This window comes from Methanosarcina mangrovi, assembly GCF_052057765.1.
Lineage (GTDB): Archaea > Halobacteriota > Methanosarcinia > Methanosarcinales > Methanosarcinaceae > Methanosarcina.
In genome coordinates, this window is record NZ_CP195120.1 from 2555505 (window position 1) to 2578229 (window position 22725).

19 protein-coding genes and 2 pseudogenes are annotated in these 22725 nt (G+C 43.6%); 13 read left to right on the forward strand and 8 right to left on the reverse strand.

Features of this window, described 5'->3' with window-relative positions; translation table 11 throughout:
- Positions 1-443 precede the first annotated feature (443 nt).
- Together ACSAZL_RS11385 and ACSAZL_RS11390 are read left to right on the forward strand one after the other, a co-directional pair.
- Positions 444-1949 carry a C45 family peptidase gene (locus ACSAZL_RS11385; protein WP_440944774.1) on the forward strand — a complete coding sequence of 502 codons (1506 nt, stop codon included), beginning with the start codon at positions 444-446 and terminating at the stop codon, positions 1947-1949.
- Positions 1950-2114: 165 nt separating this feature from the next.
- Positions 2115-4466 (forward strand): M4 family metallopeptidase, encoded by a 2352-nt coding sequence (locus tag ACSAZL_RS11390; protein WP_440944775.1) that lies wholly within the window; start codon positions 2115-2117, stop codon positions 4464-4466.
- Positions 4467-4586: 120 nt separating this feature from the next.
- On the opposite strand, the gene ACSAZL_RS11395 is transcribed toward ACSAZL_RS11390, so the two are convergent.
- Positions 4587-5603: a cache domain-containing protein gene (locus tag ACSAZL_RS11395; protein WP_440944776.1), complete on the reverse strand. Its 1017-nt coding sequence runs from the start codon at positions 5601-5603 to the stop codon at positions 4587-4589.
- 465 nt (positions 5604-6068) lie between these two features.
- On the opposite strand from ACSAZL_RS11395, the gene ACSAZL_RS11400 reads away from it, so the two are divergent.
- The 4 genes and pseudogenes from ACSAZL_RS11400 (at position 6069) to ACSAZL_RS11415 (ending at position 9719) form a co-directional block, all read left to right on the forward strand.
- Entirely contained in the window at positions 6069-6851 is a 783-nt protein-coding gene (locus ACSAZL_RS11400; protein WP_440944777.1) for an exodeoxyribonuclease III, read from the forward strand.
- 425 nt (positions 6852-7276) lie between these two features.
- Positions 7277-8259 (forward strand): annotated as a pseudogene (locus ACSAZL_RS11405) (catalase).
- Between the two features lie 5 nt (positions 8260-8264).
- A pseudogene (locus tag ACSAZL_RS11410) lies at positions 8265-8309 on the forward strand (hypothetical protein); the annotation flags it as partial.
- A gap of 1200 nt (positions 8310-9509) precedes the next feature.
- Positions 9510-9719, forward strand: coding sequence for a hypothetical protein (locus tag ACSAZL_RS11415; protein WP_440944778.1), 210 nt, complete (start codon positions 9510-9512; stop codon positions 9717-9719).
- Positions 9720-9739: 20 nt separating this feature from the next.
- Here ACSAZL_RS11415 and ACSAZL_RS11420 read toward each other — a convergent pair whose 3' ends face one another.
- Together ACSAZL_RS11420 and ACSAZL_RS11425 are read right to left on the reverse strand one after the other, a co-directional pair.
- A complete protein-coding gene (locus tag ACSAZL_RS11420; protein WP_440944779.1) occupies positions 9740-11836 on the reverse strand; it encodes an MEDS domain-containing protein in 2097 nt (698 codons plus the stop codon).
- 363 nt (positions 11837-12199) lie between these two features.
- Positions 12200-12352, reverse strand: a complete 153-nt coding sequence (locus ACSAZL_RS11425; protein ID WP_440944780.1) for a DUF3796 domain-containing protein — start codon at positions 12350-12352, stop codon at positions 12200-12202.
- Positions 12353-12705: 353 nt separating this feature from the next.
- Between ACSAZL_RS11425 and ACSAZL_RS11430 the strand changes: the two genes are divergently transcribed.
- The 3 genes from ACSAZL_RS11430 to ACSAZL_RS11440 all read left to right on the forward strand — a co-directional run bounded on the left by ACSAZL_RS11430 (position 12706) and on the right by ACSAZL_RS11440 (position 14938).
- Positions 12706-13227, forward strand: a complete 522-nt coding sequence (locus ACSAZL_RS11430) for a cob(I)yrinic acid a,c-diamide adenosyltransferase (protein ID WP_440944781.1) — start codon at positions 12706-12708, stop codon at positions 13225-13227.
- Positions 13228-13323: 96 nt separating this feature from the next.
- A complete protein-coding gene (locus ACSAZL_RS11435) occupies positions 13324-14559 on the forward strand; it encodes a cation diffusion facilitator family transporter (RefSeq protein ID WP_440944782.1) in 1236 nt (411 codons plus the stop codon).
- Positions 14560-14713: 154 nt separating this feature from the next.
- A complete protein-coding gene (locus ACSAZL_RS11440) occupies positions 14714-14938 on the forward strand; it encodes a hypothetical protein (protein ID WP_440944783.1) in 225 nt (74 codons plus the stop codon).
- Between the two features lie 135 nt (positions 14939-15073).
- Here the strand turns inward: ACSAZL_RS11440 and ACSAZL_RS11445 are convergent, their stop codons facing one another.
- Complete coding sequence (locus ACSAZL_RS11445; RefSeq protein ID WP_440944784.1) at positions 15074-15352, reverse strand: type II toxin-antitoxin system RelE family toxin; 279 nt, start codon at positions 15350-15352, stop codon at positions 15074-15076.
- Positions 15352-15543 (reverse strand): DUF7557 family protein, encoded by a 192-nt coding sequence (locus tag ACSAZL_RS11450; RefSeq protein ID WP_048065302.1) that lies wholly within the window; start codon positions 15541-15543, stop codon positions 15352-15354. Before ACSAZL_RS11450 ends, ACSAZL_RS11445 begins: the two co-directional genes overlap by 1 nt.
- Positions 15544-16454: 911 nt before the next feature.
- Here ACSAZL_RS11450 and ACSAZL_RS11455 point away from each other — a divergent pair.
- Positions 16455-17354, forward strand: a complete 900-nt coding sequence (locus tag ACSAZL_RS11455) for a hypothetical protein (RefSeq protein ID WP_440944785.1) — start codon at positions 16455-16457, stop codon at positions 17352-17354.
- A gap of 128 nt (positions 17355-17482) precedes the next feature.
- Here ACSAZL_RS11455 and ACSAZL_RS11460 read toward each other — a convergent pair whose 3' ends face one another.
- The 3 genes from ACSAZL_RS11460 to ACSAZL_RS11470 form a co-directional block, all read right to left on the reverse strand.
- A complete protein-coding gene (locus ACSAZL_RS11460) occupies positions 17483-18109 on the reverse strand; it encodes a LysE family transporter (RefSeq protein WP_440944786.1) in 627 nt (208 codons plus the stop codon).
- 138 nt (positions 18110-18247) lie between these two features.
- Positions 18248-19000 carry an ABC transporter permease gene (locus ACSAZL_RS11465; RefSeq protein ID WP_440944787.1) on the reverse strand — a complete coding sequence of 251 codons (753 nt, stop codon included), beginning with the start codon at positions 18998-19000 and terminating at the stop codon, positions 18248-18250.
- Complete coding sequence (locus ACSAZL_RS11470; protein ID WP_440944788.1) at positions 18997-19800, reverse strand: ABC transporter ATP-binding protein; 804 nt, start codon at positions 19798-19800, stop codon at positions 18997-18999. The genes ACSAZL_RS11465 and ACSAZL_RS11470 overlap by 4 nt, the downstream gene beginning before the upstream one ends.
- Positions 19801-20331: 531 nt before the next feature.
- On the opposite strand from ACSAZL_RS11470, the gene htpX reads away from it, so the two are divergent.
- The 3 genes from htpX to ACSAZL_RS11485 all read left to right on the forward strand — a co-directional run bounded on the left by htpX (position 20332) and on the right by ACSAZL_RS11485 (position 22632).
- Positions 20332-21216, forward strand: a complete 885-nt coding sequence (gene htpX, locus ACSAZL_RS11475; RefSeq protein ID WP_440944789.1) for a zinc metalloprotease HtpX — start codon at positions 20332-20334, stop codon at positions 21214-21216.
- 119 nt (positions 21217-21335) lie between these two features.
- Positions 21336-21953, forward strand: a complete 618-nt coding sequence (gene pspAB / locus ACSAZL_RS11480; RefSeq protein ID WP_440944790.1) for a PspA-associated protein PspAB — start codon at positions 21336-21338, stop codon at positions 21951-21953.
- A 148-nt stretch (positions 21954-22101) separates the two neighbouring features.
- Entirely contained in the window at positions 22102-22632 is a 531-nt protein-coding gene (locus ACSAZL_RS11485) for a metal-dependent hydrolase (RefSeq protein WP_440944791.1), read from the forward strand.
- The last annotated feature ends 93 nt before the right edge of the window (positions 22633-22725 follow it).

Sequence of the window (22725 nt, forward strand, 5' to 3'; positions counted from 1 at the left end):
AATATATGAAGTGAAGGGCTCAAACCTATAAAATCCTCCTATATTTTCACTTTTCTCCCCTGGAGATAGTTTTTTTGCTTTTTTACAGTTTTATCTCGCCTTTTTCCTGTATATTCATTCCTCTAATCTACCTCCCGGCTACTCTTTTTTACTCAGTTTTGCCGGAGCCCTTGAGTTTCGGTCCAGGTTCTCCTACGGCTATTGGTGGGCCGCCCACTCCGCCTGAGCTTAGGCAGAGTCGGGAAAACAAATTTTCTTTTTTCAGGCTGAAACCTTTCTTTTGATTGACAGAAGAAGACTGCAATAAGTGGTTGGATAGTTTACACTATGCTCGTTTTTCAGACTGAGCCTGGTACGAAGAGACCTGCGTCTTGACTGATAAATTGTTTATGCATACCTGCACAAAAAAGCCAAACAGTCTTAAATAAGTTAAAATATTATCTATGACCATGAAGAAAGATGAAATTCTTAATAAGGCTTGTTTTGAGGAAATAAGAGGGGTCAAAGTCCTTCACCTTGAAGGTAAAGCGTACGAAATGGGTTATCAGCATGGGTATTTGCTGGCAGATAAAATAGACTTGATGGTTAACAGGACCCTTTTAGCCACCGCTGCTTATGTTGCCGCACAGACAGGCTCGAATATTGATACGGCAGAGGAACTCTTATGGATGGGGCAAAGGGCGGCTGAACCTTTTTTACCGCAGGAATTCAAAGAAGAAATGATCGGAATTGCCGATGGGGTCAAAGATGCCGGAATAAACGTAAGCCTCGAACAGATCCTGCTCTGGAACACCAATTATGATCAGTGGTGTATTTACTGCCATCCTGATTACTGGAAAGGCGATGAGCAGGAAGATAATAAGGATAAAAATCAGGGCGATAATCAGGACGATAATCAGGGTGAGAACCCTGTTGTCGGGAAAAACGGGAATAATGGAGCTTCCCAGCAGAATATAAGTAAACCTGCTGGTGGGGGTTGCAGCAGTTTTTCTGCCTGGGGAGAATGGGCTGGAGGCGATGGAAAACTGATATTCGGGAAAAATGAAGACAATTTCAATATGCCGGAACAGTTATCAAACCGAATGCTGGTTGTAGCAAGTCCTGATGATGGGATTGGACATGCTTTTTTAACCTATCCGGGAATGATCGGGCTGGACGGGGGTATAAATGCGGATGGGCTTGCGATGATGACCCAGTTAAATTCCATGCAGCATGAAAGTATGAAAGGCTGCGGGATAGCCATATTTACTCGTTTGCTCCTGACTCATGCGCAGACGGTCGAGGATGCGATCAGGATTTTCCAGGAGTACCCTCGCTGTGCCGGGATTGCCTATCATGTAGCTGATGCCAGGGCTAAAAAGGCAGTCGTGGTCGAAACGTCTTCCAGAAAAGTCTGCTGCCGTTATCCTATGCCGGGTGTTGAAGCCCTGTGGCAGACGAACCATTCCAACTGTTATCCGGGCTGGATGGGTTATTCCGGGTACAACATGGTAACTGATCAGGTTCCGGTAAACCAGCTAAAAGATATCTCAACGATCGAAAACTGGCAGAACAGCCTGAAAGAGCCTTATAATTTTTATGTCCAGGCCCCCAGCCGTTTTGAACGCTACCAGCAGTTAATTCACGAGTATTATAGCAATATTACGGTTGAAAATGCAATAAAAATCTTGAGCGACTGCTATGACCCTTATACCCGCCAGACCCGCGACGTATTTTTCCCTTCCTGGACAAATAATATCCTCTGTACTATTTGTGCATTGTATCCTGACTTTGCCTATAAAGCAAAAGAACCGGTGGGGCAGTTTAAAGCACATATAGCAAATATGTGGAGTCTGGTGGCATATCCGGAAACCGGAGATTTCTGGCTCGCAATCAATGATTTTCCGGCACAGTACGGAGGATATGAACAGTTCAATTTGAAGGAATTATTAGAACGCAGTTCAGTCTAAATTTCTCTCACTTTTTTCAATTTTTGTATAACTTCGGTTTGTTTTTCGTATATCGTATAAACAATTTTTTAAACAATTTTTTCGAAACTTTCATAATCATCTTATAAATAACTTCAGGATGAATATGGAATCTACTGAGAAGGAAAATTAAGATCTGGGGCAAATATGAGAGGACTGAGCAAAAAACAGGCAAAAGATGCCGAGAAACTTAAGAAAATAGATCCTGAATCCGAAATTTTCTGGGACTCCCGGATGAAGGTTCCTAAATTCATCAAAGGCACCCTTTCAAAGCCTTCAGCCGAAAATCCTGAAACAATAGCAAGGAAGTTTCTGGAAGAGCACAGGGCGCTTACGGACATGCAGCCCGGGCTTGATGAGAGCCTGGAACTTTTCACCGCCGAGACTGATTTTTCCGGGTTTCACCATGTTATTTTCCTCCAGTACATAAAAAGCATCCCGGTTTTTGAGGGGTCGGCCCAGGTCCACATAAACCCTGCCGGCGAGGTTATCGCATACAAGGACTTTCGCCTGGCAGAGGTGCCGATCGCCCTTGAGCCGAAAATCAAGAGAGAAGAAGCCATTGAAATTGTCCGTCAGGATATCGGCTCGGGACAAGCTGTAGCGGTTCCCCGTTCAAGGTTGATGCTTTTTCGGGATGGTGAAACACGGTTTCCCACAAACGATTTCCAGTTGAATAAGCTTCATCTGAAAAAACCTCGTCTGAAGAAGCTTCATCTGGTCTGGCAGGTTGAGTCCATCTTTGCCGAAGGGTTTGCAGGGAAGTTCCATTTCATTGACGCCCATACCGGAGAGCAGCTTTACGCACTTTCCCAGATCCGATCTGCCCTTTTTCGAAAGACCTACACTGCGAAGAATGAGTCCATCCTGCCTGGAGAACTGCTGTCTGAAGATCGGTTGGCTACGGATGAGGTCGCCAGGGCAGCTCATGAAAATATGGGCATAGTGTACGATTACTACAAAAACACTTTCGGAAGGGACAGTTATGATAATAAGGGTTCTCCTCTCGTTTCTTCGGTTCACTTTCTACTGAACTACAACAATTCTTTCTGGAGCGACTACCACAAACAGCTTGTTTTCGGAGACGGGGATGGTTTTCGCTGGAGACCTATGGCGTTTGCACTCGATATTGTGGCTCACGAGCTGACACATGCCGTTGCCGCCCAGACAGCCCGATTTGTATACAGCGGAGAGGCAGGAGCTCTTGATGAGTCCTTTGCAGACGTTTTTGCAATTTTTATCTCAAATGAAGAAAAGATAAAAAACTGGGAAATAGGGGAAGGAGTCTATACCCCTTTTCATCCCGGAGACGCCCTGCGAGACCTTTCCGATCCCCCAAGGTTCGGACAGCCTGACCACCTTGACAATTACGTGCGGCTTGCTCCCGGCGAGGTACCTGACCTGCATAAGAACCAGGCAGGATATATTCACCTGAACAGTGGAATCCTCAATAAAGCTGCTTACCTTACCATTGAAGGCGGAACCCACCACGGGATAAAGGTAAAAGGGATTTCAAGAGCAAAAGCCGAAAAGATCTATTATCTTGCCCTTACCGCGTACCTGTGCAGTGCAACCCTGAGCAGGTGGACGTTTCGGGAAGCAAGGCATGCCCTGTTGAACGCCTGCCGCCAGCTATACGGGGAGAAAGGGTCCGAATATGCAGCTATAAAAAATGCCTGGGCTGCTGTCGGCCTCGGAAAGCCGAAAGACCTTGGTGACCGGTTTCAGGTCGAAAAAGAGGTTTTTCCCGGAGTCCCTATCCCGGATGTGAGCCCCGATGGAATCCTGAGTTCCATTTATGTTCCGGAGGAAGGGCTTGTAAAAGATATCAGGGTCAGAGTAAACATTGAGCACCCATATCTCAGGGACCTGAGGCTCACACTGTTTACGCCTGTCGAAAAAAGCATAATTCTGCATGACCGGCTCGCCCGAAGGGACATGAGCCTTGTAAGGACGTATAATTCGGGCTCGGTTCCGGCCTTGAAGGCTTGCATAGGTGAGAGGGTCTGGGGAAACTGGGCTTTAAGGGTTGAGGATCTTGCAAAGGAACATACAGGCTCTTTCCACAGCTGGGGAATTAAATTTCTGATACAGAAGGTCGAAAAGGAAGAACTTAAGAGGGAGATTTTTCCTTTCCTCAACGTGCCTGATAATGACCCGGAAGGCATCGAGAGCCTTATTGAGATAGAAAGAAGGGGAAAAATTGTAAGCCTCAGCGTGTCCCTGGAAATTACTCACCCTTCGATAGGGGATCTGAAAGCCATACTGGTCATGCCGTCGGGGGAAGAACTGATATTGCATAACAGGATCGGATATGGACGAAGGGATCTCAAAAAAACGTTCGGTACCGAATCCGATGAGGTCCTGCTGCCTGCCGTAAACAAAGAGATGAAGGGGGTCTGGACCCTGAAGGTTTCGGACCAGGCAGCAGGAAATGAAGGCAGCCTTGACAGCTGGGGGCTGTGCGTTACATACGAAAGTGACCTGGAGTTTCTTTAAGGGCTGTTCCGATGGATACTTTGTTTAAATATTTCATTTTTTACTTAGACATTTTAGTTTCTACTCAAAATTTTTAGCTACTACTCAAAATTTTTAGTTTTTATTCGATTACTTTAATTATTATTCAAAGACTTTAGTATTTTTCTCTGACCAGCCGGGCTGGTTTATGGCCAGGAATTTGAGGGTAGTATTTCCGGTATTGTATGTGGTTTGAATAGCTCCTGCGGGGATGTATATGAGCTGGTCCGGCTGCAGTTCTACCGGAATTCCGTCAATATAGAGGATGCCTTCTCCTTCAAGGATATAGTGAACTTCCGGATTTTTCATCATGTGGGGAGCTATATTTTCTCCGGGTTCGATAAACGAATGAGCTACGCTGTAGTTCAGGTCAAGGTTTCTATCAACGTTTCCGGGGTTCAGCAGTTCCGCAACATGGATATTTCCGGGCTCTTCGAGATAGGTGCATTCGGTCAGGTTCTTGCAGAGGATATAATCATCCGCATAAAAGCTTGAACCGACTATGTAAGCCCGCCCTTCAAAGGTAGCCTTTTTCACGAAGGTAAACCTGTGGGCAGGCTCGGAACTTTCGGATTCCTTCCAGCTGTAATCGATCCAGCCTTCGCCATTTCCATTCCGGGCTGCCTCTATGAAGAGCTTCCCTATGGGCTTTCCTTCCGCGTCCAGGAGCCCGCTCATGTTTTCTCCTTCGCGTTCCCTGTCCGGAGGGCAGACTACCTGAGTTCCGTTCATCGCCCAGACAAAAATATAGAAGTCACCGTTGTACCAGGGGGACTTTGCCTCCCGGAATGAGGGGAAGAGCTTTTCTCCCTGTGCCTCAACAAGTCTGGCTGTAGCCCTGACTTTGTATTCGATGTTTCTCCTCTCGGTTGCCATTTTACTCTCCCCTTTTGCAAGAATAAGAGAGTTTGGTGGGGCAGGTCCCTGGCTAGCCTGTTCTACGGTTGTGTTTTCTCCTGCAGCCAGGGATTCCCCGGTCACCTCTGAGGCGGGTTCGCCTAAAGTTTCATTTTTGAATTCTTCTGCAACTGCTGCCCGGTCGTCATGACTACCACAGGTAAGAACACCCAGAAAAAGAGCAACTGCAAGCATTCCGCATATAATTTTTATTAAATCCATGTGATTTCCCTATTTTTTAACTTAATATTCGGCTCTACTGAAGCTGTCTTCAGAATTTTCTTAAATATGTATATATCTAATAATTATCGGAAGTATTATTTTATTTTTTTCACTCTGTTTACGCCATAAACTGTTTAAAGAAGCATTTATTTACTGAAACTCCGGATAATTTCATAGTAAATCAGATGATTCTATACAATGTGACAGATGATCATATCCTATGCGACTTATGAATCTATGACTTCTTTATGGCCCTATGACCCTATGTTCAATCCTGAATAACTTTATATCGATATTACCCGAAAATTCAGGCTTCCAGATAGCCGAAAAAAAGCCGGAAAAAGAGCTGATAAAAGCCAAAAAAGAGCTGATAAAGAGCCGAAAGAAGAGCTGAATAGAAGAGTCAAATAAAAATCCAAATAAAGGATGAATAAAAGACCCGAAAAAGAATAACAGAGGTAAAAAATGCCGGAACAATACAACCTTATTTCCTGGAATGTAAACGGCCTCCGGGCTGCAATGAAAAAAGGCTTTCTGAATTTGCTGCTGGAGCAGAAATTCGATGTCATCTGCATCCAGGAAACAAAAGCCTCCCCGGAGAAGCTCCCGAGGGAAGTAAAGAACATTCCCGGCTACCACAACTATTTCGTCTCTGCGGAAAGAAGCGGGTACAGCGGGGTGGGGACATTTTCAAAGCAAAAGCCCTTCAAAGTCGAAACAGGGATGGGAATCGAGGAATTTGACAGGGAAGGCCGTTTTCTCCGGGTCGATTACGATAATTTCACCCTGATGAACATCTATTTCCCAAACGGCAAAGCCTCCCAGGAACGCCTGGAATACAAAATGGCTTTTTACGATGCCTTTTTGGATTATGCAAACACCCTTGAAGCCGAGGGCAAAAAGCTTGTCATCTGCGGGGATGTGAATACCGCCCACAGAGAAATCGACCTCGCAAGACCAAAGGAAAACGAAACAACCTCCGGTTTCCTCCCCGAAGAACGTGAATGGATGGATAAATTCCTTGCTGCCGGATACCTTGATACCTTCCGCATGTTCAACAGCGAAGGCGGAAACTATTCCTGGTGGTCATTAAGAACCCGGGCTCGTGAAAGAAACGTAGGCTGGCGCCTGGATTATTTCTTCGTTAGCGAAAACCTTCGGGAAAATGTAAAAGATGCCCCGATTTACCCCGAAATCACAGGTTCGGATCACTGTCCTGTGGGGCTTAAACTCGAATTTCAGGCTTGACTTTTTCAGTCGAACACTTTATTCAATCTTCTTTTTTCTGATTCTTTTTCAAATTCTTTTATCGAATCTTCTTTCTAATTTTTTAGTGTGCCAGAGCAGGCTGAAACTGTGCGGCCAGTTTGTCCGCCCAGTCGCGGATTGCCTCCCGATCCCGAATATCGGTTGCTGGCATATCGTGTAAGGGGTTCCCGGCAGCCTTGCAATTATGTTATCAGGGAAGCGGAGCTTTTCCGGGTCGAACTTGCCGCCAAATATTTCAGTAGCGATAAGTGTAAGCCAGGGAAACTTCTCAAGCTCTTTATCGAGCTGGGCACGTACTTCTTTCCATTCCTCTTCCTAATCATGGAAAGGGCCCAGTGCAAAAACTGCAACTGGCAGCTTCATTAGGGCTTCACGATGCCGTTCGTGATCCACGCGGTTTTGCCGTGAAGTTCTATACCGAGGAAGGTAATTATGACCTGACCGGAAACAACACTCCCGTGTTTTTCATCCGCGACCCTCTGAAGTTTCCTGATTTTATCCACACGCAGAAGCGTCATCCGGCTACAAATTGCAAAGACCCGGACATGTTCTGGGATTTTCTTTCCCTGACCCCTGAATCGATTCACCAGGTCACTATCCTTTTCTCTGATAGGGGTACTCCTGCTACCTTCAGGAACATGAATGGCTACTCAAGCCATACCTATAAGTGGTACAATGAAAAGTGTGAATATTTCTGGGTACAGTACCGTTTCAAGACCGACCAGGGTATAAAAAACCTTACCCGGGAAGAACAGAGAAATTGAGCGGGACGGACCCGGACCATGCAACAAGGGACCTGTATGAGGCTATCAAGAGAGGCGACTATCCTTCCAGGACCCTTGAAATGCAGATAATGACCCCGGAACAGGCTGAAGATTACAGGTTTGATATCAGGGACATCACCAAGGTCTGGCCCCACGGCGATTTCCCGACCATGAAGATAGGAAAACTTGTATTGAACGGGAACCCGACAAATTACTTTGCCGAAGTTGAGTAGGCAGCCTTCAGTCCTGCAAACCTGGTGCCAGGCATTGGCATTTCCCCGGACAAGATGCTGCAGGCCAGGGTCTTTTCCGATCATGATACCCACGTCCACCGACTTGGGCCCAACTACCACCTGATCCCGGTGAATGCGCCAAAATACTCTCCTGGGACCAGCTACCAGCGGGACGGGGTCATGCGCGTTGACGGAAATGGAGGCCACGGACCGAATTACTGGCCTAACAGTTTTGGCGGGCCTGCCCCGAACCCTGCTTTCCTGGAGCCGCCTTTAGAGGTCTCGGGACTGTCAGCCCGTACGCCTTACAACTACCCCAACGATGACTTTGTACAACCCGGAAACCTCTACCGGGATGTCATGACCGAAAAGACAGAGAACACCTGGTAGGCAACATTGTATCCCATCTCTCGGCTGCCCAGAAACGCATCCAGCTCAGACAGACAGCTCTCTTTTTCAAAGCCGACCCCGACTATGGTACCCGGGTGGCAAAAGGCCTCGGGCTTGAAGTGAAGGAAGTTGAGCGTCTTGCCGGCATGACCAGAGAAGAACGTGCAAAGGCAACTGAAAAATAAAATGGTTGCAGGAAAAAGTTTTAGGAAAAATCAGTAACGTGAGAAGAAACCCGGAGTCGCTGCATCCGTACTGTATCCCCCGATACAGTCTCTTCGAATCTCCTGCTCCCCCAAGCAGATTGATCCGAAAAAGGATCAGCGACTCTTCAGGTGATTCCTTATGTGGTAGATTTCATTCTATCTTACTTTTTATGTGATAGATTTTATTCCTCTCACTTCCCAACTCCAGAATATACTGGTAACGTAAATTACTTTAAATTAATTATGCAAAAAATTGTTTTCAAGCAAAAATTAATTTGATGTAAAATATTTCAAGCCTCTTATCGTTCCTCTCTTATGACAATTTTTCTTACTTTCAATGCCATTAAAACTTTCAATATAATATAATATTTGCATAATATTGAAACTTGTAGTGAGGGCTAATTTTTCGTATCAATCATGATATATATAACCAGACCATTATAAATGTACAGATTAAGGGTAATAGGGTTTCCTCTTAATCTATGGGTTGGATCGCAGGTAGGGACCTCGAGAATAGGGACTCGAACCCTACCATCTACTTCTAAACTAAACTTCAGAAACTCTTCTCTAACAACTTTTAAGGCGATTGATTTTACTTGGTTATCCTGCAAGCGCAAATGTCGTGTTTTACTTCCTCTGCTCAAGCACATCCAGATCCCAAGCCTCTTCATGAAAATGAGATATGAAATCTTTCGGGTGGGGGATCTCGCATATTAGGAGTTTCATGTAATCACTTATTTTCGGCTTGTTTTTTACCTTTTTTGAGCGCTAGTTTTAGGCCTTTGATTTTGAACTTTGTACTATGTTAAGAAAACGATAGTTATTATCCCAGAGTTACCGGTAGAAACTATAGAGATCCGAAAAATTGCCGACTAAGGATGCAACTTAAACAATCAGAAATCATGCGGCCTGGTAAGATGCCAAAACCTTCGGGGAATTTAATGGCAAAACTTACATGCTTGATGAGTTAAGCTATTTCGGACTTGATAAATCCGATGCCGAGAAAAGAAAAGCCACGGTAAAGAAGAGCAGGCTCGGAACCAGATGCATGAAAAAGCAAATGGCAAATATGTAGTATCCCGTGAATATTCCGGCAGTATTAATGAAGAAGACGGCTTTTCACTGCTTCGAGTCGATTGGAAACAGTTGTCTGTTCAGGATATTCCCAAGCCAAAAAGAGGTAGCCTCGCAAATCTGCTGCAAATTCAAAGTCAAAATTTCAATACCATCCCTAATCTGCTATCCATAATTTGACCCTCTATGGTGTGGATTTTCTACTTGATACCCGCCGGGATGTGCGATCTTTCCGTTACATTGAAGGTAATTCTGAATTCCGTTCCGTGTGCTCGTATAATCTCGATTTTTCCATCCAGCTGGTCGACAAGAGTGTTTACTAATTTCATACCGAGAGATTCGAAACTTGCTAATTTCACGTCTTCAGGAATTCCTATTCCGTTATCTGAAATTATCAGGCTGAAAAGGGATCTGTTTACTTCATTGTACTTTTTTTCTTTTCGAAGCTGGATTCGAATTTCCCCTTCTTTTTCGGGAAATGCATGTTTGAAAGCATTGGAAACAAGCTCGTTAACGATTATACCCAGCGGGACTGCAATATCCATGTCAAATGACGTACTGTCTTCCAGATTCATGTACAGGCGGATATTTTTACCACTCAGGCTATAAGTCTGGTAAAGTTTTTCAGATAGCTTTCGAAGGTATGCCGAAAAGTCCAGTGCATCAGTTCCTTCCCCTTTATAGAGTTCTTCGTGAATAAGGGACATCGAGATTACACGGTTCTGACTTTCCCCGAAAGCTTCAAGTACTTCTTTATCCCTGAACTTTTCAGCCTGAAGGTCCAGCAGGGAAGAGATTACCTGAAGGTTATTTTTTATCCTGTGATGAATTTCTTTTATTCGGATTCTCTCCATTTTTTCCAGGGCTTCTTCAGCCTTCTTACGCTCAGTAATATCCTGAACTGTTCCTTTCATTAGAACAGGGTTATTTTCCTCATCGAATACTACTTCGCCCTGTGCATGAACTACTCGCTCTTCACCATCATCTGAAATAATCCGATAATCACTGTCATAAGACCCTCCATTTAAGGCTCTCTTAACGGAATTTTCAAAGTAATCCCGATCGTCGGGATGAATATAATTAAAAATTTTATCATAAGTTAAGCCGAATTCTTGAGGTTCAAGTCCAAAAATACGATACATTTCATCAGACCAGTACGACCTACCGGTTACAAGATCCCAATCCCAATTCCCTATATGAGCCATTTTTTGAGCTTCGGAGAGCCTTCTTTCATTTTCTTTTAATGCTTTATAAGCCTCTTCAAGCTCAACGGTACGTGCTTTGACTTTTTCTTCCAAACATTCATGTGCTTTTTTTAGAGCTTCCTCCGCTCTTTTACGTTCCGTGATGTCACGAGCGACATGAACGCATCCCGTAATTTTTCCATCCGGATCATATAATGGCGAAACACTTAATACGAAATCACCACCCAGAAGTTCTTCGTGAACTTCTGTTATGCGCTCAAGTCCATCTTTAAGTAGTTGTTTATGCGGACAAAAAGAAGGAGGTTCATCCGTCCCATGCATAACATGATAACACGTCAATCCTGCATATTCTTCTTGTGTCACTCCCAGCCTTGCTGCCATGGCTTTGTTCGCACGAACAATCCTGCATTCATTGTCAATTATGGCTATAAGGTCTGGTACGGCATCAAATGTTTGTTCCCAGTCTTTTGTAGCCTGAAAAACTGCTTTTTCTGCCCTTTTTCTCCCGAAATTTTCTATCCGATCCCATTTTCCTTCTCTTTTGATCAAAGAGAACTGGTGATTAAAGGCGATGTCGAGAATTTCGGTTGCATTGCACATCTCAAGATGATACGGGCACAGAGATATCATTTGATGTTTTTCAATGACAGAATCTATCTTATTCTCATAATTAACGAAATCGGTCCAGCCTTCTTTTTCCAGCCAGCAGGTATCCCCCGTTGCCCTGAGCCCTTCATAACCGCTTTCCAGAGCCAGGTTTAGTTTTTCATTCCACCCACTTATAACGATTTCCGAATCGAAAACACCCTCGTTTATGTAACCGTGAGTGTAAGGAAAAATTTCTATCTGCCCCCTCTCCAGATAAAGCTCAAAATCAGGAACAGCTCTCCTAAGAGCTTCTTTTGCCTCCTCTACTTCCAGAGGTTGTGACGTAATCCAGATGCAAAATTCATTATTTTCCAGCCCGGCTTTGAAATAAGGGACAAGTATATCCATCATGTCTTCTTTTGTCTGGTAGAATTGGCAAAAGTGCGTCCCCCAGGGCACATTTCCAATTATCTCAATACCAGAATTTCTCAGTTTTTCTTCCATTTTTCCCTTCTCCACCTGACAAAAGCAATTTTGAAACCTTAAGTTCGTTTTTAATCTATATAGTAGATATAAAATTAACTATATAATAGCTGGGTCTGATCTAATTGTAATATGAAAGCAACCCTGAAAATCAAGTTAAGTAGTTGTAAAAGGATTTCAGCTATCTTTGATCCCTGTTTTAACAGAAAAAAACTAAAAGAATCACTTTATCCACATCTATGTTTTACCTATGCTGCTGTTCTGAAAGGTGGTTCAAGGAACGAAGCATTAATGAATGAAGCAGGAACTTCATTCCTCAGCCTGTTCGTTTACCGGAACCGGCATTGAATATTATTCGCTGGAAGATAAAGCTGAAGTCTAAAATTATTTTTCTTTAAAATACTTAAAAAAGATAAAGAAGCAAAAAAAGGCTACGTATCCTGCCATTCCGTAGTTTTCGGTTGCTATACCCGTTACTCCTTGAAATCCTAAGAACCCTAAAAATCCGAGATAACCTAAATTCCTTTTGTTTTGCATAATGAAAATAATATTAATTAATATTTGAAATTTCCTGAAAATGAAAATATGTGATTCGTTAATATACGAATATTCTTTCTCTTTGTTCGCTTCAAAAACATCTTTATTTTCCAGATCTCACCGTATTATTTTCAAGATCTCACCGCATTATTTTCAAGATCTCGCCGTATAAAGATCTTCACCACAAAACCTCCGTTTTTATTTTTATTTTTTGCCTGTGTAATTAAGAGAGCACAAAAAGTTGTTTGAGAAAAGATGAAACAAAATATTGTTAGATATAATATGAAAACAAAATAATGTATGGTTTCGCAAACTACTCCTCTTCAACAGTAGAATATCTTCTGAGGTGTAAAATGACTGGAGGCATGGTATATATGTATACTGGGGAAGGGGAAGGAAAGACCACGAATGCCCTTGGGTTAGCTCTCAGAGCTATAGGTCACGGGTACAGGGTCATAATTATCCAGTTTATGAAAGGTAGAAAATACATCGGAGAGTACAGGGTAAAGGATAGGCTGGCACCGGAATATGAGATCCATCAGTTCGGAAGGGAAGAATTTATAGACTTCAAGAATCCCACGCCTCTGGATTACGAACTGGCAGCAAGGGGGCTCGAATTTGCAAAAAATGCCCTCAAGAGGAAACCAAGGCTTTTGATACTGGACGAGATAAATCTTGCAGCCCATTTCGGAATTGTGAAGACCGAAGATATACTGAAATTGCTGGATGACATCCCGGAAGAGACAACAGTCGTCCTGACAGGGAGAAGGGCTCCCGGAGAACTGATCGAAAGGGCGGACCTTGTTACCGAAATGAAGTTCGTGAAGCATCCCTTTGAAAAAAACTTCCCTGCAAGAGAAGGGATTGAATATTAATTTCCAGATTAATTTCTAAAAAAATTTAAAATTCATTGCCTATATGTTTTCCGTTTGTGTATATTTTCTGTATATATTCAAAAATGATGTGAGAAGATGGCTGTACAGGAGAACTTATCGTTAGGAGCTAAGGCTTCAAAAAATGCTACTCTTACTCTGGTTTTTCTTTCAATATTAAAAGGCATCGTCGGCTTTTATTCCGGAAGCGCAGCTCTGATCGCAGATGCTATCCATACGTCTCTGGATATTTTCACATCACTTGCCGTCTGGATAGGGCTCAAGCTCAGCATGAGGGGCAGTGAAGAAAAATTCCCCTATGGCTACTACAAAGCAGACAACCTTGTTTCACTCTTTGTTTCTATTATAATCCTCTTTTCCGGAGTCGAACTTGTACGTGAGGCGCTGCTGAACATCACAAATCCCGTAGAGATCAAACTGCAGGGAATCGCACTTGGCACAGCTGTATTTTCTGTAATGGCAATGTATGCATTATCTCAATACAAATTCAAAGTCGGTAAACAGATAGATTCTCAGGCTTTGATTGCCGATGCCATGCACTCCTATACAGACGTTTTCAGTTCCCTGATAGTTGCTATTACGATTATCGGTTCACTCTCAGGCGTGTTATGGCTCGATAGTGCCGGAGTGCTGGTCATCTCTTTAATGATATTCAAGCTTGGAATCGGTATGGCAAAGGACTCCATACTGACACTGATGGACGCATGGCTGGATAAAGATTCGATTGAAAGAATCAGGCAGAATGTGAGCAGTATTCGGGGCGTGAAAACTGTTGATGATATCAGACTTCGAAAGTCCGGTCTTGTAGTATTCGGGGAGATCGAGATCGAAATAGAGGGCGATGCCAGTCTTAAAAGAGTGGAAATGCTTTCCGGGGAAATCGAAAAGACTGTGAAAAACGAAGTAAAGAACCTGGAACATCTGGTTATCAATGTAAAGCCCGAAAAGGTATCGGTAATGAAGCTTGCAGTTCCTGTCCTGATGCGGGAAGGGTTGCATTCAAAGGTCTCCCGGCATTTTAGCAAAGCTCCGTATTTTATTTTTATCGAGCTTGAAAATAATGATATAATAAGCTGGGATATCAGCGAAAACCCTGCCGCAGGCCTGGAAAAGAAAAAAGGCCTTAAAGCGGCAGAACTTCTGAAGGATCAGGGTGTCAATGTTTTGATCGCGGGTGGAATCGGAGAAGCCCCGTTCCACACTCTCCGCGATAATTTTGTGAAGCTGCTCCAGATGCCGGAAGAGGTAGAAGATGTTGAAAAAGTTGTGGAGAAGATTTCGGAATTGAATACGCTTACAGCCCCTACGGAATAAACTGGTCCTGAGATCGGCATATTTCTGAAAGAGACACTTCATTCTAATACTTAAGTTCCAAATTACATGTGTGTCCAGACGGTTAGTAGATTTACCGGTCAGGGAATTGAGGAATAAAAATGATATTTTAAAAACCACGTAGACCTTTGATGTTATGCACAAAACCTTCCGAGAATTTAACGGCAAAACCTACATGCTCGACGAACTGAGTTATTTCGGGCTTGAGAAATCCGATGCCGAGAAAAGAAAAGCCATGATAAAAAAGAGCGGGCTTGGGGCCAGATGCATAAAGAAAGCAAACGGAAAATACGTAGTATACCGCGAGTATACCGGCGATATAAATGAAGAAGACGGCTCTTCGCTGTTTCGGGTAGGGTGAAAATACTTCCTCAGTTACAGGTTTCCAGTTCAAAAAAATAAATATGTAGCCTGGATATGATTTTCAGCAACAAATTTAAGCAGTTTACTTTTAAATGTTGTACCTTCATAATGCTGAGGGCACGGAAACACTCACTCAAAACCAGTCATATCCCTTTTCTCGCGGAATGATTTCAAGAACAAAAATTGTATCGTCTTCCACTGCATAAATAACTCTATAATCACCTACTCGTAAACGATAGAGATCTTCTCTTTTTTTCGTTCCTTTCAGCTTTTTTATGTCGGCATGGGGTCGACTCTTGAAAGGATCTGTTTCCAGGTGTTTTATTCCTGCTTTAAGCCTTTCTCTCATCTCCGTTTTCAAATCGAGCAGAAACTTCACTGCGTCAGGATGCAGCCTTACTCTGAAACTCATCAGACTTCATCCAGGCTCACAAACTTATCTTTTTCTTCAAGTTTTTTGTACTGGCGCTCCATGAATGCCTCATAATCAACTTCATCCATCAGGCGCTTGAGAATTTCGTTGTAGGTTTCCCCTTTCATGCCATACTTCTTTAGCCTGTCTCTTACGTCTTTTGTGACCGGAATTGTGGTAGCTTCACTCATAATGCTCTGTTAAATTATTAGAGTTATAGGAACTTATAAGTTACTATTAATTACTTTTAATTAGCAGTTCCTGAAAAATCTAATAAAAATTTATTCCTATCTCTCCTGTCTTTTGGAAAAGATCGCTTTCCTTTATCGAACGTGGCAGAAACTATTTTGTATTATAATACGGCTTCACATGTCCGAAAAAGTATTCTCTTATCCTCGAAAAGGGCTTTTAAATTCACATGGTATCGGAAATTCCCGCCAGCTTGTCTGGCGGCCCTTCCCCATAAGAAGAAAGAAGTTGAAGGAAGAAGAAGTAAAAAGGTGAAAAACAGGATAAAAGAAGATTAAAAAAGCAGCAAAGAGAGGTAAAAGCAAAATTGCTGTTATTTGTCAATTTTCTTCTTATACAGGGTTGTTATTTTGCTGATTTTCTTCTCTTTTGTCTTTTCATGGGAAAAGCCGCTCTCCCTCGTCGAGCGGAACAAGAACAGTTCGGTAAACCTGCTAAGGTTGTACGGGTTAGAGTTCGCGATTCAATTTTTTACATGTCAACTTCAAGAATAACATTCGTCCTGCCACAACGTTCCATCTCTCTTCTTTAAGCAAAAATACACAACGGTTTGGAATTTATCCTGACCTTTGCTGCTCTGTATTCAGATGTTTGGATTATTTTTGCATTGTTTCCGAAAATACAAAAAACACAAGCCAATCGAATAATCAAAAAATATAAAAGAACAGAAGAACTACTAATAAAAGTTAGAAGAGATTCATCTCCCAAATGCAGATGAAATTTAACCATCTTTGAATCAGGAGTCTTGAAGCTCCCTCCTGATATGTCGGGTTTTTAATAAGGGACATCCTTGCTGTCCGGGACGAAATTAGGGTCTGGGAAATCAGAGGTTTGTAACCGTGAGGTTGGGAATATGGATAAAACCTTGAAAATTTTACTATATATAGTACTGATCCCTGTGGGCTTAATCGTACTTTTTTATGGGGGGTTTGCTGCACTCCTTATCGGTATGGACCAGGCTTCTTATGACGGAAATGAAATTTACGTAGGACCTATTGATTTTGATTCGGTGCTTGCAAGGGCAGAGGAATCGGGATATGATATTAGCGGTGATGCCAGGCTCAACGAATCAACTTTAATAGAACCCGGGAATGTCGAAGCCCTTGAAGAGAGGTTTGAGAACGATTACATGGTGTACAGGGTTGTGTTTTACTACAACGAAAATACGTTCGATGACACTTACCTTGAATTTTGTAAATATGAAGGTTCGGAAGTGATAATTACACTCTGGAACTCCGATCATCCTGATGTATCCGACTTTCCGGATGATTCGTGGATGCTTGAAATGCTGGGGCTGAGTTTAGGGCTGAACGAAACCGGCTCGCAGGAGTTACTTGAGAGACTGAAGCTTGAAGGCTCAAAGCGAGAGTGGGGTGCAGAAGTGAGTACAAACGAAAGTGTAGATTTTCCGGCAGTCTATGCCTACCTGAATCAAAGCAGTACGAGCACTGTTGTCGAATCCGGTATGTGGAATGATGAAGAATTCTACAGGGACGGAACGCAAATAGGATACATAGCTTACGTAATCCCTGAAATTACTGTCAGCACCAGCCACAAATTTAACAAATATACACTTCATGTGAGCAGTTCCGGATTTGTATGTGCAGACATTCTAATGCATAGAGCCAGCGCCGGAAGAAAAATTCCTGAAGATGAATATCAGGCAGTGTTTAAGGAGATGTTTGAAAAACTGGGACTTCCTGAAGAAAAGGTTGATGAGTTCGAGTTTAGATATACGTCAAGTGTGTGGTGAAACCTTTCTCCTTTCTTCTTTTTACTGTTCATTTCCCTTTTTTCTATTTCTCTCCCTTCTTTCCAAGCTTAAATTAGAAACGAGCAAAGGTGAAAAATTCAAAGGTAAAGGCTTCAAAAGGGAAGACTTCAAATTACGTTCAACGAATCCAGGCCCACTTTAATAAAAGTCAATCCGAAGACGATCTGTGCAATTCCAAGAGTCCGGATGACGGAAAAGTAATACTTGCTGTTGATAAAAGATTTTGACTTCTCTACAATCAGTGCGACTCCCACTTTTGACCCTACAAGCAGCATATAGAACCCGGCTATAAATAAGATTGTAGCCCAGACGTGGGTGCTAAAGCTCTTATAAATTATTGGCCCGCCTATAGAGAGCCAGAAGACGTATGGGTGAGGGTTTCCGAAGTTGACAATAACTCCTTTTTTAAGGGCATCTTTTTTTCCTGCATTTAATTCAAAGCTGTCCTTTTTGATTTTCAGGGATTCCATTCCCGAATATATCAGATAGGAGGCCCCGAAAAACGCAATAATTCCGATAACAAAATCGGAACCTGTCAGATGTGACAGGACAAACAGTACAGCTAAAATTATTGGCAGGTCTGTAATTAAGGGAGATACTGCGACCTTTATCCCTTCCCGCTTGCCGTGCTGCAGGGTTTCAGAAATAGTTACAGCCAGCAGCGGTCCCGGAGACACTCCTGCAGCAAGACCGAGAAATGATCCCATAGCTAAAAACTCAATAAGATCCAGCATCTGTACTGCCTCATCTTTTCATAAGGGCATATAACCATACAACAATGACGTAGAATATACGTTAATGCTATATATAATCCCTCAATTTTAGTTGGGGTTCCGGACCTTAGACCGTATTTTCCGGAAGGAAGGAGGCGCTTAAGCCTCAACCTTCGAAAACAGGAGAGCTCCGATCATGCAGACAAGGATCGAGAGTGTGCCTATTGTTGCAAGGTCGCTGTATATTCCAAATGTGCTAATCCCCGAAAGGACTCCCCGGAGCCCGTCCACTCCGTAAGTCAGGGGGTCGATTCTGCTTATGAAGTAGATTGCCGGGGGGAGATTTTCGAGGGGGAAGAGGGCGCCTGAAAGGAAGAAGATAGGCATGATAAGGAAGTTCATGATCAGCTGAAAACCTTGCATATCTTCCATCGTTGAGGCGATGGTAAGGCCAAGGCCCGTAAAAAAGATGGCTATCAGGGACATGAAAATCAGCCCCAGCCCAAGGCTTGCAAAGCTGGAAATCCTGAAACCCAGCACATAAGTCAGGCTGAGTACGATCAAGCCCTGGATCATGGCTATCGTTGCGCCTCCTAGAGTTTTTCCAACCATTATTTCCGTCCGGGAGATCGGGGCTACGAAGGTTTCCTTCAGGAAGCCGAACTGCCTGTCCCAGATTACCTCAAGTCCGGAAAAGACGGCTGTAAAAAGAATCGACATGGAAATTATTCCCGGAGCCAGGAAGTCCATGTAGTTTCCACCTCCGCTAGCTCTAGTGTACATGGGTCCGAAGCCGAACCCGAAGGCGATCATGAAGAGGAGGGGCTGTCCGAGGGAGCCTAGCAGCCGGGCTTTTGAGCGCCAGTAGTGCTTGAGCTGACGTAGCCACAGGATGTAGATTACCTCGATCAATGCCCGTGCCTCCTGCCAATGCCCCGCATAAACCGCATTTTATCCCCTCCGTTTCCGTTTTCGTCCCGGATGTCCCTTCCGGTCAGTTTCAGGAAGGATTCTTCTAAGGATTCGGTTTCCGTCCTTTCCATTATCTCTGCCAGGGTCCCGGATTCGATTATTTTCCCGTGGTCGATGATCGCTATTTTGTCTGCCATCGCTTCGGCTTCGTCCATGTAGTGAGTGGTCAGGAAAATCGTCATTTTCCTTTCTTCATTCAACCTTTTTATGTGGTTCCAGATGGACATCCGCGTCTGGGGGTCAAGCCCTACCGTGGGCTCGTCCAGGAAAAGGACCTTCGGGTAGTGGACAAGCGCCCGCGCAATCTCAAGCCTCCTTTTCATCCCGCCTGAGTACTTTTTCACTAAATCGTTCCGCCGGTCCCAGAGCCCGACGATCTCAAGGGCAGTTTTGATCCTCTCTTCCCTTTCGGCTTTGGGAACTTTGTAGATAACGGAATGGTATTCCATGTTTTCGTAAGCAGTAAGCTCACTGTCCAGGCTGTAGTCCTGAAAGACTATGCCAAAAGAAGAGCGGGCTTTGTCCTGTTCCTTAAGGGCGTTATATCCGTTGATCAGGATTTCTCCTGATGTGGGCTTCAGGACTGTTGTGAGCATCTTGATAGTTGTGGACTTGCCTGCTCCGTTTGGGCCGAGGAAAGCAAAGATCGAACCTGTTTCGACATCAAAACTGATGCCCTTCACTGCGGTAAGATCATCAAATTTTTTTGTCAGGGACTTGACTGAGAGTATGTTTTGCATGACTGAACCTGAAATTCTTTTTTCAATAAGGAAAGGATTAAGTTACATTCAAATCAAAGGAGTTATATTTTCAGATTAAAGGCATCCTGCTCCTGAAAGTTTGAGCAGTTTAAGCTGGAGTTTATATAGAAAATATTTTCTGTTACTGGAAATGAAGACATTACTTATAAATTCTATTATTGAAATCCCCTTTCAATTCCGGAAATTCCATTTCAATTCCAACCTATCATTATCAAGTGGAGTTGTTTCCTGGTATCCGTTCTATTCAAACCTGTTCATTGCTTTGTTTTTATTTTTCAGAAGGGAAAGGCTTTAAATCTTTGAAGAAATGTGTTATTGAAGATAACAGGAGTTGATTTTCAGGTTTTTGACAGGATATCGGTCACACTTTAGTACTGCTGATATCTGGATTTTTGCTTTTCGAAGCTGTTTGTTTGATTTGCAGCTTTATTTACCTTATTGGAAATTTATCAGATACTTATTGTTTTGTATCTGGCTATAAGCCTATCATATAGGCAGGAGCAATTACATATGAAAAGAAAATGGGAACAGGACCTGGGACTTCAGGGACGGATGCTCTTCACTATGTTCCTTCTGGCAGCAGTTTACCTCTTCTTCCTCGCTTTTCTCTCGTACAGCGGGACTCCGCCTGTGTTTATGCTGCTTTTTGTAGGTGCGTTCATGGGCATTCAGTACTTTTATTCGGACAAAATGGTGCTCTGGACAACAGGAGCACACATTGTCTCCGAAAGCGAAGCCCCGCAGCTGCATGATATGGTCACCAGGCTGTGTGCAATAGCCGACCTTCCAAAGCCGCAGATAGCAATTGTCCAGACCAGGGTCCCGAATGCCTTTGCCACGGGCAGGAGCCCGAGTAAAGCCGTTGTTGCGGTCACAACAGGGATTATGGACAAACTCACGCCGTCCGAACTTGAGGCAGTGCTTGCCCATGAACTGAGTCACGTAAAGAACAGGGACATGGCTGTCCTTACGATTGCAAGTTTCATCTCAACCGTAGCCTTCTACATTGTCCGCTACAGCCTCTATTTCGGAGGCATGGGAGGAGATAGGCGGCGGGACGGCGGGGGAATTTTGCTGGTCTGGCTGGTTTCAATCGCAGTCTGGGTTGTCAGTTTCCTGCTGATCCGTGCCCTTTCCCGCTACAGGGAATTTGCCGCAGACAGGGGGTCTGCAATCATTACCGGACAGCCTTCAAATCTCGCTTCTGCCCTGATGAAGATAAGCGGGCTCATGGAAAGGGTACCGAGTGAGGACCTCAGGAAAGTCGAGGGCATGAATGCCTTCTTCATTATCCCCGCAATCTCGGGCTCTTCGTTCATGGACATCTTTTCCACTCACCCCTCTGTTGAAAAAAGGTTAGCCCAGCTTGAAAAGATGCAGAAGGAAATGAGTTAAATAAACATAAAGCAGAATGTGTGAAACTTAAAATATGTTCACAATTGACAGGTCAGAAGGTAATTAGTAAGTTAAAAGAGCAATAAGTTAAAAGAGTTTTTCAGAGGAGATAGGTTAAAATGGGTTTGCGGGATTTTATGGATGCGGTTATGGGAAGAAGCAGGCTTCCGAAAGCGAAAAGCGATAAGCTCTTTGCAATCTCCACAGCCAGCATTACTCTTGAAAGCAGTCTGGGCTTAAAACCCTCAGGGTACGCAGGGATCTGTTTCAAGCCGATAGGAGCTACATCCTATGAATCCGCCAGAAATGAGATCGAAGAGCTTCTGGAGAACAGCTCAAAGGAAACACAAACCGAGTTCAGGCTGGAAAAAGACGAGTTCGATTTCCTCTGGGCTATTTTCAGGGACCCTGATTTCGAAGACCTGGTTGCAAATATCTACCTCGTAAGCCAGACCCTCGAAGACCGCGGCTTTGGTGAGCAGATCCTCTGTGCCATTTACAGGTTTGACAGTGAGCCTGAAGCCGGGACAGCCGGGCACGGGACAAAAACAGGAGCCGGAAAAACGGTTTACTGGATCTATAACTTTAAACAGGGGACTTACTATCCCTTTATTCCGCTTTCCAACAGGCAGAGGGACAGCCCGTTTGAGTTCAGGCTCAGGGCCGCAATGGAAAGGGAAATGCCTGTCGAAAAAAGCGTGGAAAAATGGTACCCCCTCTGGGGAATCCCCTTTTAAGTACGACCAGATATTTATAATTTGCAAGCATGTAGGATTTGAGTTCAAATTTTCTCTTACTTTTTAAAGCTCTAAATTTAGCTTCTATTAGATGAAAGTTTATATAGAAACAGGAAATATTTAAATAAAAAGGTCAGTCTGGTTTCCGATGCTTCTCTTTGGACACCTGGGCGTAACGCTCGGGATATTTTTCGGGCTTGGAATTTTTATACCTCGTTTGAGGACTATCATAGATCCGCGCTATCTGGCAATCGGAGCTATCCTCCCCGATTTAATAGACAAGCCTATAGGCGAAGTAATCTTTGCTTCAACTTTTTATAGCGGACGCATTATAGGTCATACTCTGCTGTTTTCCCTTCTCCTTTTTATGATTAGTCTATATATGTACGAAAGGGGCAGGGACATCAGGGGCCTCTCTCTCGCTTCAGGCTCCTTTTTACATCTCTTTGAAGACCAGATGGGTGCCGATCCCCAAACATTTCTCTGGCCCCTTTTCGGGTGGAGTTTTCCCAGCGATTCCAGGGATTACATTGGAGTGGAACACATACTGGAAATGTTTGAGGCATCTTTTCACCTTGAGTTCCTGCAAAGTCATATAACGGAAATTCTGGGACTGGTAATAGGGTTCGTTCTGGCTTATTATCTGTCGAAAAAATTAATCGGAAATGAAGAATTCTGAAGATGTGAAAGTGAAGAACTCTGATGAGATCGGAAGAGAAGAACTCTGTTAATATTGGAGTGGAAAATCCTGAAGATATTGGAAGAGAAAAAC